Origin of the sequence: Algoriphagus vanfongensis DSM 17529 (assembly GCF_000429465.1) — a bacterium.
GTDB lineage: Bacteria > Bacteroidota > Bacteroidia > Cytophagales > Cyclobacteriaceae > Algoriphagus > Algoriphagus vanfongensis.
Map to the genome: position 1 here is coordinate 287,771 of NZ_AUBX01000011.1, position 13,335 is coordinate 301,105.

General features: G+C 45.0%; 12 protein-coding genes. 11 read left to right on the forward strand and 1 reads right to left on the reverse strand.

What is annotated here, in order from left to right; genetic code table 11:
* Positions 1–39: 39 nt before the first annotated feature.
* On the reverse strand, positions 40–588 hold the full coding sequence (locus tag G460_RS0110230) for a hypothetical protein (protein ID WP_026955264.1): 549 nt from the start codon (positions 586–588) through the stop codon (positions 40–42).
* 447 nt (positions 589–1,035) lie between these two features.
* Between G460_RS0110230 and mraZ the strand changes: the two genes are divergently transcribed.
* From mraZ to G460_RS0110285, 11 genes are read left to right on the forward strand one after another with little or no spacing between them, the layout of a single operon-like run.
* The gene (gene mraZ / locus G460_RS0110235) at positions 1,036–1,470 is read left to right on the forward strand and encodes a division/cell wall cluster transcriptional repressor MraZ (protein WP_026955265.1); all 435 of its coding nucleotides are present in this window, start codon (positions 1,036–1,038) and stop codon (positions 1,468–1,470) included.
* 3 nt (positions 1,471–1,473) lie between these two features.
* Complete coding sequence (rsmH, locus tag G460_RS0110240; protein WP_026955266.1) at positions 1,474–2,385, forward strand: 16S rRNA (cytosine(1402)-N(4))-methyltransferase RsmH; 912 nt, start codon at positions 1,474–1,476, stop codon at positions 2,383–2,385.
* The gene (locus tag G460_RS0110245) at positions 2,382–2,768 is read left to right on the forward strand and encodes an FtsL-like putative cell division protein (protein WP_026955267.1); all 387 of its coding nucleotides are present in this window, start codon (positions 2,382–2,384) and stop codon (positions 2,766–2,768) included. Before rsmH ends, G460_RS0110245 begins: the two co-directional genes overlap by 4 nt.
* The gene (locus tag G460_RS0110250; RefSeq protein ID WP_026955268.1) at positions 2,765–4,873 is read left to right on the forward strand and encodes a penicillin-binding protein; all 2,109 of its coding nucleotides are present in this window, start codon (positions 2,765–2,767) and stop codon (positions 4,871–4,873) included. Before G460_RS0110245 ends, G460_RS0110250 begins: the two co-directional genes overlap by 4 nt.
* Positions 4,873–6,336 (forward strand): UDP-N-acetylmuramoyl-L-alanyl-D-glutamate--2,6-diaminopimelate ligase, encoded by a 1,464-nt coding sequence (locus tag G460_RS0110255; RefSeq protein ID WP_026955269.1) that lies wholly within the window; start codon positions 4,873–4,875, stop codon positions 6,334–6,336. Before G460_RS0110250 ends, G460_RS0110255 begins: the two co-directional genes overlap by 1 nt.
* 1 nt (position 6,337) lies before the next feature.
* The gene (mraY, locus tag G460_RS0110260; protein ID WP_026955270.1) at positions 6,338–7,549 is read left to right on the forward strand and encodes a phospho-N-acetylmuramoyl-pentapeptide-transferase; all 1,212 of its coding nucleotides are present in this window, start codon (positions 6,338–6,340) and stop codon (positions 7,547–7,549) included.
* A 1-nt stretch (position 7,550) separates the two neighbouring features.
* The gene (gene murD, locus G460_RS0110265) at positions 7,551–8,903 is read left to right on the forward strand and encodes a UDP-N-acetylmuramoyl-L-alanine--D-glutamate ligase (RefSeq protein ID WP_026955271.1); all 1,353 of its coding nucleotides are present in this window, start codon (positions 7,551–7,553) and stop codon (positions 8,901–8,903) included.
* The gene (locus G460_RS0110270) at positions 8,900–10,069 is read left to right on the forward strand and encodes an FtsW/RodA/SpoVE family cell cycle protein (RefSeq protein ID WP_026955272.1); all 1,170 of its coding nucleotides are present in this window, start codon (positions 8,900–8,902) and stop codon (positions 10,067–10,069) included. Before murD ends, G460_RS0110270 begins: the two co-directional genes overlap by 4 nt.
* Positions 10,066–11,175: an undecaprenyldiphospho-muramoylpentapeptide beta-N-acetylglucosaminyltransferase gene (murG, locus tag G460_RS0110275; RefSeq protein ID WP_026955273.1), complete on the forward strand. Its 1,110-nt coding sequence runs from the start codon at positions 10,066–10,068 to the stop codon at positions 11,173–11,175. Before G460_RS0110270 ends, murG begins: the two co-directional genes overlap by 4 nt.
* On the forward strand, positions 11,172–12,578 hold the full coding sequence (gene murC, locus G460_RS0110280; protein ID WP_026955274.1) for a UDP-N-acetylmuramate--L-alanine ligase: 1,407 nt from the start codon (positions 11,172–11,174) through the stop codon (positions 12,576–12,578). Before murG ends, murC begins: the two co-directional genes overlap by 4 nt.
* Positions 12,575–13,333 (forward strand): cell division protein FtsQ/DivIB, encoded by a 759-nt coding sequence (locus G460_RS0110285; RefSeq protein ID WP_026955275.1) that lies wholly within the window; start codon positions 12,575–12,577, stop codon positions 13,331–13,333. Before murC ends, G460_RS0110285 begins: the two co-directional genes overlap by 4 nt.
* The last annotated feature ends 2 nt before the right edge of the window (positions 13,334–13,335 follow it).

A 13,335-nucleotide genomic window follows, 5' to 3' on the forward strand; every position in this document is an offset into this window, starting at 1 on the left:
TGAAATCAGAGGTTTAGCCTCTTTGAGTAATGAAAAGATTCAATTCTTAGGTGGAGGGGATTGGAGGTCCGGATGATATTCGGAGTGGGGCGGTTTGTAATGATCCTGCACTGAGGAAAAGTCAGTTGGAGTGAGGGGTGAGATAGTGGGTGATTGATTTTCGAAGATGAAATTTTTAGAAAATGACTTGAGAAGCAGTTTTTCCAAGGGAGGAATTTCGTCTTGATTGGAATCCATCTGATACGTTGATATCCATTTTTGAAATTGGCTGGACCATTTCTCTTCGAGTGAATCGGTGATGACAATCACTTCCAAGTGATCTTGAAAATACCGCTGTCTGATCACTCGTTTCCATTCCCCATCTACTTCCATAGAAAGGTTGACAGGTTGAAAATCCTCTTGATCCTGCCCGTAAGGCATGGGAAAAGGAATTCTAATCAATTCGCCTTCGTGACCCAAGTCGGAATTCCAGATTTGTTGTTCCCAATGGGCGTCAATCCATTTTGGGATGAGGTAATTGGCTGCCAAATAGCCCAGCTGATGCAGGGAAAAGCAAAAAAGCAGAAGAATCGCGTAAAATTTTTGCATTTGTTAGCGGGGCAATACCAAATATATGAAAAGTGAAAAAGGGGACAAGCGAAATCTTATGCTTGTTGTGGGGTTTTATGCGTGAATTGGGGCTGGTGTTTTGATGATTATGGATTGGGATTTTTTGATCGCGGTGATGTCGCAGCATGAATTTTGTGCGTTGTCGGCTAGCTTGGAGTTTTGAGATTTTTTGGACTTTGAAACCTTCTAAAAGTGGCTCAAAAATGAGATAAATGGGTGCTTTGGTGGGGAATCCTGATGAGCTTGTAATTGCTTGAATCTCAGTAAAAAATTCTTCTATAAAAATTTAAGAAGTATTGGCTTCGTTGATTCTTTTGTCTACTTTTAAGAGAAAGTGGGGAAAAGTGGTAAAAAGTGTCATAAAGTGGGAGACTTTTTATTACTTTTGTTTTTGCTAGATATTCTATTTCATCGAGCCGATACGAAATGTTCAACAGTAACTACACATGCAAGCTAGATCCCAAAGGGCGCCTGGCATTGCCTTCCAAACTAAAGGGGGCAATACCGGAGGCGAATGGGGAATCTTTGATGCTGCGTATGGCTGAAGATCGCTGTCTGGCTATCTATCCGATGGTAGAGTACAAGAAGCTGGAGAATAAAATCAAGGCTCTGAATATCCACAATCCCGAACAGCGTGCTTTACAGCGTGCGTTTTTCAATTCGGTAGTAGAGGTAGAAATGGATAGTGCTGGGCGAATATTGATTCCCAAAAACTATCAGGCCTATGCCGGCCTGGATAAGGAAGTAGTGGTGTCGGGTAATGGTGGTCGAATGGAAATTTGGACTCCTGAAAACTTCTCCAAGTATGTCAGTCTGGAGCCGGAAGATACTTCTGCTCTCATGGAAAAATATCTCTCTTAAGTCATGGCAGAGTCTGTTTACCATATCCCAGTGATGCTCACCCAATGCACTGACGGCTTGGCTATAGACCCTAATGGGGTCTATGTCGATGTGACGTTTGGTGGTGGTGGTCATTCCAAGGAGATCCTGAAGCATTTGGATCAAGGGCATCTGTATGGTTTTGATCAGGATCAGGATGCTGAGGCAAATATTCCAGAGAGTGCCAATTTCACTTTCGTGGCGGCCAATTTCCGGGATATCAAAAAATACCTGCGCCTTTACGGGGTCAAAAAAGTAGATGGTATTCTCGCCGATTTGGGGATTTCTTCCCATCAGATTGATGAGCCGGCTCGTGGTTTTTCGACCAGATTCAGTGGGGATCTCGATATGAGAATGAATCAATCTGCTGAGGTTTCTGCCAAAGAAGTACTGAATACTTATGAGGAAGGAAAGCTTCATAAGATTTTAGGAATCTATGGCGAGGTAAAAAATGCGAAGACTTTGGCGCAAGCAATAGTCTCAGAGAGAGCGGTGCAGCAGTTTGAGACGACGGAAGGATTTACGGCTTTTCTGAAAAAGTATGCTCCTCGTGGTAAGGAGTTTAAATATTTCGCTCAGGTCTTTCAGGCTTTGAGAATCGAAGTGAATGATGAAATGGCAGCGCTGGAAGAAATGCTTCTGGGAGCTGTAGAATTATTGAAGCCTGAGGGCAGATTGGTAGTGATGAGCTATCACAGTCTGGAGGATCGTCTGGTGAAAAACCTGATCCAAAAAGGAAAGTTTCAAGGGGAGTTGGAGAAGGATTTTTACGGAAATCCAATTCGTCCTTTGGAGCCGGTCAGCCGTGGTGCGATTGTGGCAGATGCTGAGGAGATCGCGGCAAATCCGAGAGCAAGAAGTGCAAAGTTGAGAGTGGCAAAGAGAGCAGGGAAATGAGTCAGAATACATTTAAGAAAAAGCTGAAGTCGGGCAACAAGTCCAAAAGTACTGGGCCTAGAAAGACGATTTTTTCTTGGATTGAAGAGAAGTTGGATATCACCAAAGTATTGGGTGAAGGAGTGCCAGTGCAGCTCGTGCCTCCGGTGGGATTTATCGTCTTGCTGGGGCTCATATATATATGGAGTAATCATCGGGCTGAGAATATGGTCCGGAAAATAGAAAAAGCGCAGCAGGAGGTAGAAGACCTGAGAGCGGATGTGACTACACTGGAGGCTGAGTATATGCTAAGCTCCATGCAGTCCGAATTGGCAAAAAAAGTAGCAGATCAAGGCATCATTGAATTGAATGAGCCACCTATTAAAATAGAAATAGACGAGTGAATATCAAGCGTTCCATAGTGCTGAGAGTAAGGATAGTTTTTATCCTGATTGCGCTTGCGACAGCAGCGATACCGCTTCGTATTGCCAAAATCCAATTCGAAGAAGGGGATAAATGGCGCGCAAAAGCTGAGACCGTCAATTTCCAGTACCGTGAAGTGCCTGCTACGCGCGGGAATATCTATGCGGGAGATGGAAGTTTGTTGGCGACCAGCTTGCCTTTCTACCGGGTAGCGATGGATCCGATGATTGCCAAGTCTGAAAAGTACAATGCGGGGATTGATTCTTTGGCTCGTTTACTTTCCGGTTTTTACAAAGATAAATCTGCTACCGCTTACAAAAGAATGATTACCGATGCTAGACGAGATAGCAAGCGGTATTTGGTGTTGAATAGAAAGCAGATCGGCTATCAGGACATGCAGCAAATGTCCAACTGGCCCATCTTCAGAGATGGCCGCTTGGGTGGAGGTGTTCTTTTTGAAAAAGTGGAAAAACGCTATCGTCCGTTCAATTCATTGGCTAGCCGCACTGTAGGCTTTTTGAACGAAAATGAATACGGAGCTGGAATTGAATACAGTTTCAATGAATATCTCCAGGGGCAAGATGGAAAAGCATTATTTCAAAGATTAGCTGGAGGAAGCTGGAAACCAGTATTTGATGCTGAGGACGTAAAGCCTGAAGATGGCTATGATGTGGTGACTACGCTAGATGTAAACATCCAAGATGTAGCAGAAACTGCCTTGCTGCACCAATTGGAAAGTAGAGAGGCTGAATTTGGCTCCGTAATCGTGATGGAGGTGAAAACAGGCCAGATCAAGGCAATCGCCAATTTGCAGCGAAACAAAAGTGGACGTGGCTATGGCGAAAACTACAATTTCGCGATCGGTGATCAAGGAAATACTGAGCCTGGATCTACTTTCAAGTTACTGTCCATGCTGGCACTTTTGGAAGAAAATAAAATCAGTCTAGAGCAAAAAATCGAGACGGGTACTGGTTCTCACAAGTTCTATGATAGGACGATGAGAGATGCCAAGCGTGGTGGTTTTGGAACGATCACTATCCGTGAAGCCTTCGAAAAATCTTCAAATGTGGCCATTTCCAAATTGGTTGATGAGAATTTCGGCTCGAGTCCTTCCAAATTCATGGCCTATGTGGAAAAGGTAGGTTTGAATGAGCCTTTTGGATTCCAGTTGGCAGGTGAAGGCAAGCCGTATTTCAAAAAGCCCGGGACCAAAGAATGGTATGGGACTTCTTTGCCTTGGATTTCGATAGGTTATGAGATCAAGCTTAACCCACTGCATACTCTGGCGCTTTACAATGCAGTCGCAAATGATGGCCAGATGATGAAGCCTTATATCGTCAAGGCGGTGGCAAAAGGAAAAAGTATAGAGCAATCCTATGAGCCAGAGGTGCTTCGAAGAAGTATTGCTTCGGATAAGACAATCAAAAACCTTCAGGAGCTCTTGGTTGGCGTAGTGGATCAAGGTACGGCAAGAAATATCGCAGATGCAGATTATAAGATAGCAGGAAAAACCGGCACGGCTCAAAAGCTTGTGAATGGACGCTATACGCAGAAGTACTACACCAGTTTTGCAGGGTATTTTCCTGCGGACAGACCGAAGTATTCGATGATAGTCGTGATCGATAGTCCTAATGGCTATGCTGCTTACGGAGGAGATGTCTCTGCACCGGTGTTCAAAGAAATAGCTGATAGAATCTACGCTTTGGACATCGAACTGAACCCAACAAGTCAAGGTCAGATCTTACGCGCTGAAACAGCCAAATCCCAGCTGCCTTATGTGAAAGCAGGTAAAGCTGAAGAAATCCATCAAATCTTGGAAGAGCTGGGTGTCAAAGCCAACCCTACCCAAGCAGAGGAATGGGTGAAAGCATTGGCCAGTGAAGACAAAATCACTTGGAAGGAAAATGACATGGATCCACCCACAGTACCGGATGTGTCTGGTCTTCCGCTGAGAGATGCATTGTTCATTTTGGAGAACAAAGGAATAAAAGTGAATTACCGTGGAAAGGGTTTGGTCAAAGAACAGTCAATTAATCCTGGGACCAAACTTTCTTCCAATACAACTATAAATCTTGTGCTAGGGTGATGAAAGTGCTGAAGGACATATTGTATAAAGTATCCTTGATCTCGACCTCTGGGGATATGGAAGTCGATGTGAAAAACATCGTCTTCGATAGCCGCAAAGTAGAGGACGGTTCTGCTTTTGTGGCCATTGCCGGTACGCAGGTAAATGGGCATGACTATATAGCTGCTGCTTTAGAAAAAGGCGCGAAGGCGATCATCTGTGAAGATCTCCCAGAAAACTTGACAGAAGGAATCACCTGGGTGCAGGTAGGAGACTCTGCCAAAGCTTTGGGCATCATGGCTTCCAATTATTATGGAAATCCATCTGATGAAATCCAAGTTGTAGCAATAACAGGTACCAATGGGAAGACAACGACAGCGACACTTTTGCACCAGTTGTTCATTGCGATGGGCTATAGCACGGGCTTGCTTTCTACGGTAGAGAATAAAATCAATGAGGAGGTAATTCCAGCGACCCATACCACTCCTGATGCTGTAAGTGTTCAGGCTTTGCTTCGCAAAATGGTGGATGGAGGATGCACGCATTGCTTTATGGAGGCTAGCTCCCATGCGATAGTGCAGGAAAGAATTGCGGGGTTGAAGCTTGCTGGAGCCGTTTTCACCAATATTTCTCATGATCATCTAGACTATCACAAGACTTTTGATGAATACATCAAGGCTAAGAAAAAGCTATTTGATGAGCTACCAAAGGATGCTTTTGCACTAGTGAACTCAGATGACAAAAGAGGAATGGTGATGCTTCAAAACTGCAAAGCCAAGCAGCAGACTTTCGCCTTAAAGTCACCGGCTGATTTCAAAGCAAAAATCATTTCCAATACGCTGGAAGGATTGGAACTGGATATCAATGGCAAATTGGTTTGGTTCCGTCTGATCGGTGCATTCAATGCTTATAACCTTTTGGGAGTATTGGGAACAGCCACTCTTTTGGGTGAAGATGAGGAGGAAGTGTTGACGACGCTTTCCAGCATTCGAGGAGCAAAAGGAAGGTTTGACAGAATCTCCATCGGAGGCATTACCGCTATCGTGGATTATGCACATACTCCTGATGCGCTGGACAATGTGTTGAAAACCATCAACGGAGTGAGAACCGGAGGGGAGCAATTGATCACTGTAGTAGGATGCGGTGGAAATAGAGATACAACCAAGCGTCCGATCATGGCCAAAATGGCTGTGCAGGAAAGCGATAAAGCGATTTTGACTTCGGACAATCCTCGATTTGAGGACCCGGAGGAAATCCTAAAAGATATGCAAGCCGGCGTCGGGCCGACTGAGCGAAGAAAGACTTTGACTATTGTGGATCGAAAAGAAGCCATACGAACAGCATGTATGCTTTCCCAGCCTGGAGACATCATCCTGATCGCTGGCAAGGGCCATGAAGATTATCAAGAAATCAAAGGAGTAAAGCATCATTTCGACGATGCCGAAGTAGTGACTGAGTTTTTAACAGAATTGAACCAAAGCTAGAATGTTGTACCCCATTTTTGACTACTTAGACGGAGTGTTGGATATCCCTGGAGCGGGGGTGTTCAAATACATTTCGTTCCGAGCTGGGATGGCCGCGGTTCTGTCCTTGATCATCACGATCACTTTCGGGCACAAAATCATTGCCTGGATCAGAAACAAGCAGATCGGTGAGACTGTCCGTGATTTGGGTTTGGAAGGCCAGACTCAAAAGAAAGGCACTCCGACCATGGGTGGTTTGATGATCATTGCTGCGATATTGATTCCGACGCTCCTTTTTGGAGATCTGGACAATATTTACATCATCCTGTTGCTAGTGACAACTGTTTGGTTGGGTGGGATCGGCTTTTTGGATGATTACATCAAGGTTTTCAGAAAAAACAAAGAAGGCCTAGCTGGTCGATTTAAAATCATTGGTCAGATCGGTATCGGTGTGATCGTAGGGGCGACTCTTTATTTCCATGAGGATGTGGTGATTCGTGAGTTTCAAAATCCTGTTTCTATCGAAGAAGGCGTCATCGAAACTCCAGCATACCAGGATGTGAAAGTTGCCAAGACGACCATTCCTTTTGTCAAAAACAATGAGCTGAACTATGAGACCATCTTGGGTTTCATGGGAGAAGCCATGACTCCAGTGCTGTACATTTTTGTGGTGATTTTTATTATCACTGCAGTTTCGAATGGAGCCAATATCACCGATGGAATCGATGGTTTGGCCGCCGGAACCTCAGCCATTATTGGGTTGACGATAGCGATCTTCGCTTATCTCAGCGGTAATGCGATTTTCTCCCAATATCTGAACATCATGTATATCCCTGGCTCTGGAGAGCTGGTGATTTTCGCATCCGCTTTCATAGGCGCTTGTATCGGTTTCTTGTGGTACAATGCCTATCCAGCCCAAGTTTTCATGGGGGATACCGGATCATTGATGCTTGGAGGAGTGATTGCCGTTTTGGCTTTGACGCTTCGCAAAGAGCTATTGATTCCAATCATGTGTGGGATTTTCGTGATCGAAAATCTAAGCGTGGTGCTGCAGGTCAGCTATTTCAAATACACGAAGAAAAAATATGGAGAGGGCAGAAGGATTTTCTTGATGTCCCCACTCCATCATCATTATCAAAAGAAGAATATTCCTGAGGCTAAAATCGTCACTCGTTTTTGGATCGTGGGAATTCTATTGGCAGTCATCACCCTAGCAACCCTGAAGTTGAGATAAAATGAAGCGCGTAGCCATCATAGGAGCTGGAGAAAGTGGATTGGGAGCAGCATTGCTCGCAAAGAAGGAAGGCTATGCAGTTTTTGTAACAGATGCTGGGATGATTTCAGAGGCTAGAAAGAGCCGTCTGGAGTCTGAAGGAATTGAATTTGAAGAAGGGAAGCATTCGGAAGAAAAGATCCTTGAGGCTGATTTTATCATCAAAAGCCCTGGGATTCCGGAAAAAGCTCCTTTGATCCAAGCGGCTATCCAAAAGGGAATCAACATCATTGATGAATTGGAGTTTGCGGCTCAGTTTGCTCAGGGAAAAGTGATCGCCATCACTGGAACCAACGGAAAAACCACTACCACCTTGCTGACTTATCACTTGATGAAGGAAGCAGGTTTGGATGTGGGCCTAGCAGGCAATGTCGGTCAAAGTTGGGCTGGACAGTTAGTCGAGCAAGATCATCTCTGGTGGGTGTTGGAGTGTAGCAGTTTTCAGATTGATGGCATGAAGGAGTTTCATCCGACTATCGGTATGCTGACCAATGTGACACCGGATCACTTGGACCGCTATGACTACAAGGTTGAAAATTACTTGGACTCCAAGATGAGGCTGTTCCAAAACCAGACGGAAAAGGACTTTGCTATATATCATCTGGAAGACAAGCTTAGTCTTCAAGGTTTTCAAACTAAAAACCCCCAGTCCAAAAAACTAGGGATATCTCTATCTGGAAAACCATTTCCTGGAGCATATCAAGAAGGCGATTCTCTTCAAGTCTCTTTGGAAGACAAGTCCTTTACTATCCCAGTGGAAGCACTTCCGATCCATGGGGAGCATAATGTACTCAATGCTCTTTTTGCCATTACTACTGCGGGATTGGCGGGGGTCCGAGAAGATCAGCTGGTGGAGGGTTTGAAGACTTTCAAAAATGCCCCTCATCGAATGGAGCCAGTAGGCGAAATCAATGGGGTTAATTTCATCAATGATAGCAAAGGAACCAATGTAGAGGCGACTTATTACGCATTGGGGAGCTTTCAGAGTCCTTTGATATGGATCGCTGGAGGAGTAGACAAGGGCAATGATTATTCAGTCCTTTTGCCTCAGGTCAATGGAAAAGTAAAGGCCTTGATCTGTCTGGGTAAAGAAAATGAGAAGTTGAAAAAAGCTTTTTCTGGCTCTATTCCGGAGATCAGAGAGACACAGAATATCGCAGAGGCTGTTCGCTGGGGTTTGGATCTGGGTCTGGAAGGAGATACGGTTTTGCTTTCGCCGGCCTGTGCAAGTTTCGACTTGTTCAAAAACTATGAGGACCGTGGAAATCAATTTAGATCCGCAGTTCAGGAATTAAAATTAGAAGTAAACGCATGAGTCAGTTCAAAACATGGATCGATGAGCATTTCAAGGGTGACCCGATTATTTGGGGCATCGTGATCTTGCTTTCTCTTTTCAGTATCCTGGTGGTGTATTCCGCGACCGGCTCATTGGCCTATAAATATGCCGGAGGAAATACGGAGCTCTACTTGATCCGTCATGCTTCCTTGGTATTTGTGTCACTATTCGTGATGTGGCTGGCACATAAAGTTCCATATAAAAACTATGCGCTCTACGCCCGTTTGGCGATGTATATCAGCATGCCTTTGTTGTTGGTGACTTACCTGTTTGGCTCCAATATCAATGAAGCGAATCGTTGGTTGACCATCCCTGTGATCAATCAGGCATTTCAGCCATCTGATTTGGCCAAGCTTGCCTTGATCGCAGCATTGGCAGCCATGCTTGCTAGACGACAAAACAACATCAAAGATTTTAAGAGCACCTTTTTGCCGATCATTATCGCCATTGGAATTATCAGCTTATTGATTGCATTGGCCAATATGTCTACGGCTATCCTTCTGCTTTCTACTTGCCTGTTGATCATGTTTATCGGTCGAGTGCCGATGAAATATCTGGTGATCGTGGTGATGGTAGGTGTTTTGGGACTGACCTCTGCTGTATTCTTGGGACAACGAGGTGGGACCTTTAGATCCAGAATCGAATCCTTTATGGATAAAGATGAAATCCCTTTCCAAGCGGAGCAATCTTATATCGCCATAGCCACGGGAGGAGTGACAGGCAAAGGTCCGGGGAATTCTGAACAAAGAAACTCATTGCCTCACCCGTATTCTGATTTCATCTATGCGATCATCATTGAGGAATATGGCATGGTGGGAGGAGTCACAGTGTTGTTTCTCTATTTGGCACTGCTTTATAGAGGGATGAGGATTGTCGCCAACTCCAATAAAGCATTCGGGGGCCTGCTATCCGCAGGACTCAGCTTTGCCTTGGTGATACAGGCCTTAGTCAATATGTCTGTTGCCGTTGGCTTGGGACCGATCACGGGCTTACCTCTTCCATTGCTAAGCATGGGAGGAACTTCTTTGGTTTTCACTGGAATCTCATTGGGGATTATTCTCAGTGTAAGTCGTGGAGATCATCAGGACGAAATTCAAACAGGTTCGGCTATGAACCGACCTAAACTTAAACCAGCAGTATCATAGTACAGCAGGCTACATATCGCATTTTAATCAGTGGTGGTGGTACCGGCGGGCATATCTATCCGGCGATTGCCATAGCCAATACCTGGATGGAAAAGCATCCGGATAGCGAGGTGCTATTTGTAGGGGCTTTGGGCAAAATGGAGATGCAAAAAGTGCCGGAGGCTGGCTACAAAATAGTTGGCTTGCCTGTCGCAGGACTTCAGAGAAAATTGACTTGGTCCAATTTGGCATTTCCTTTCAAACTGATGAAAAGCTTGTCTCAAGCTTCTGAGATCGTCAAGGATTTCAAACCTGATGTCGTGATCGGAGTAGGGGGCTATGCAAGCGGGCCAGTGCTTTATGCAGCTCAGGGAAAAAAGATTCCAACTCTCGTGCAGGAGCAAAATTCCTATGCGGGATTGACTAATAAAATTTTGGCTAAACGGGCCAAGAAAATATGTGTTGCCTATCCGGATATGCATCAATTCTTCCCTGAGCATAGAATTGCCTACACCGGAAATCCAGTGAGAAAGGACATTCTTCAGCTGGCTGGAAAAAGAGAAAAGGCCGTCGAGCACTTTGGACTGGATCCAGAGCGTAAGACAGTTTTGGTTTTGGGTGGCTCATTGGGAGCGAGAACGCTCAATCAAGGCGTCTTGAAAGATATGAAGGCTTTTGATCGGGATGGGTATCAGGTGCTTTGGCAGTCAGGGAAGTTCTACTTCAAAGATATGCTGGAAGCAACCCAAAAGGCTCAGTTAAAGCATATTCACTTGCGAGAGTTTATCAAGGAAATGGATTTGGCTTATGCAGCAGCTGATCTTATCATTTCCAGAGCCGGAGCCTTGTCAGTGTCCGAACTTTCCTTGGTCGGAAAGCCGGTGATTTTCATTCCCTCGCCAAATGTGGCCGAAGATCATCAGACCAAAAATGCCATGGCTTATGTCGCTCACGAGGCTGCTGTCCTGTTGAGAGATCAGGAAGCTGTAGGGAGATTGAAAGAAAAAACAGATGAGGTGTTTGACAATCCTGAAAAGATGGAAAGCCTCGGAAAAAATATAAAAGAATTGGCGAAGCCCCTGGCGGCCGAAGCCATAGTGAATGAAATAGAGCAACTGATTGCATGAGTTTCAAAGGGATAAATAGCGTGTATTTCCTCGGAATCGGCGGCATAGGCATGAGTGCCTTGGCCCGATGGTTTCACCATGAGGGATATGCAGTGGCTGGATATGATAAGACCCCATCTCCACTGACTGATGAGCTTTCTCAAGAAGGGATTGAAATCAGCTTTGAAGATAATTTGGAGTCGGTTTCCCCCATTTACAAGGAGGACTTATCCAAAGTCTTGATTGTATGGACACCTGCCATTCCCAAAACCTCTGTGTTGCTCAACTTTTTCGAGTCAAACGGATTCGAAATGAAAAAGAGATCTGAAGTACTGGGTGTTTTGACATCCTCACACCATAGCATCGCTGTGGCTGGGACACATGGCAAGACTACCACTTCTTCCATGATCGCTCATTTATTTAAATCGGCAGGAAAGCCTGTTGCTGCTTTCTTGGGTGGCATCACGCAAAACTATCAAAGCAATCTGATCCTCAATACTCAAAAGGGAGAACCTGTAGTGGTCGTGGAGGCGGATGAATTTGATCGGTCATTCCTTCGACTTCACCCCAATGAGGCGGTGGTCACCAGTGCTGATCCCGATCACTTGGACATCTATGGAACAGAAGATTCCATTTTGGAAGGTTTCCGGGAGTTCATCGGTCTATTGGGTAAAAAAGGCAAACTCTACATCCAGACAAATGCCGCTTATAGGCTAGGAGAAAAGGCTTTGCCAATGGATAAGACCAGATTCTATGGATTGCGATCCGAAGGAATCAAAGCGGAGAATATTCAAGCTCGTCCAGGTTCTTTCCAGTTTGACTATGTGGACGGAGATAAGGAAATCAAAGGATTGGAATTGTTTATTCCCGGTTTTCACAATGTCGAAAATGCGCTTGCTGCCATTGCGGTTTGCTTGGATCATCGATTTACTGAAAATGAAATCCGTGCAGGAGTCAAGTCCTTCAAAGGAGTGAAAAGAAGATTTGAAATACATGTCAATGAAGGTGATTTGGTATTCATCGACGACTACGCACATCATCCGGAAGAAATCCGGGCATGTCTGAGCTCTGTCATAGCGATGTTTCCAGGCCGAAAATTGACGGTAGTGTTCCAGCCGCATTTATATACTCGGACACGGGATTTTGCCGCAGGATTTTCCGAAAGTTTGTCCCTTGCTGATGAGGTGGTTTTACTGGATATCTATCCAGCTCGGGAGCTTCCTATTGAGGGAGTGAGCTCGGCTATGCTTTTGGAGGATATTGGTTCGGGCTCTAAGCAGGTGGTTTCTAAAGATCGCCTGATGGATTATCTGGAGCAAAATCAGCCGGAGGTATTGGTGACCTTGGGTGCTGGAGATATAGATCGATTTGTGCCGGGTATTGCCAAATGGACTCGTTCACGCTTAAACCCAACGGAAGCATGAAGCAGGTGAACTGGAAAAAGACCTTGGCTTTTGTCGTGCTTTCCTTGGTGCTGGTAGGCTTTATCGGCTTTGTAGAAAAGCAGAAATCCTACAAGACTTACCAAGGGATGGAAGTGGCCATCAATGGTGTGTCTGGAGTCTACTTTGTCGAAGACCAAGAGATCGAGCAAATACTCAAAGCTGCTTTTCCTAATCTAAAGGCCGGATTGGTTTTGGAGGAAGTGCCTTTGAAAGAGATCGAAAATAGAATAGCGGGACATCCATTTGTCAAGTCTGTAGAGGCGACCATAGGGCAAAAGGGAATCCTGAACTTGACAATATCCCAGCATCAGCCGATCGCCAGAATAGCTAGGCCGATGGCTGCCGATGGATACATCACCACGGAAGGCAAGGTGATCCCTACGTCCCAGTCTTATACCAGCAGGGTGTTGATTTTGGAGGGGAGACAGGCGGAGAAACTGATGGAGAAAGGGGATGTCATGATGGAGATGCCCGAATTAATGAATCTGATCCAATACATCACCGAAGATGAGTTTTGGAATGCTCAGATTACAGAATTAGAAGTGAACTCACCAAATGATATCAACATGTATCAGCAGGTGGGAAATCAAATTATAGAATTTGGAAATGCGATGGACTTGGAAGACAAGTTTGAGCGGATCCAGATCTTTTATAAAGAAATATTACCCCGCAAAGGATGGGATGCCTACAGCAGGGTGAGTGTGAAATTTAAGGATCAGATTGTTTGTGAATAATA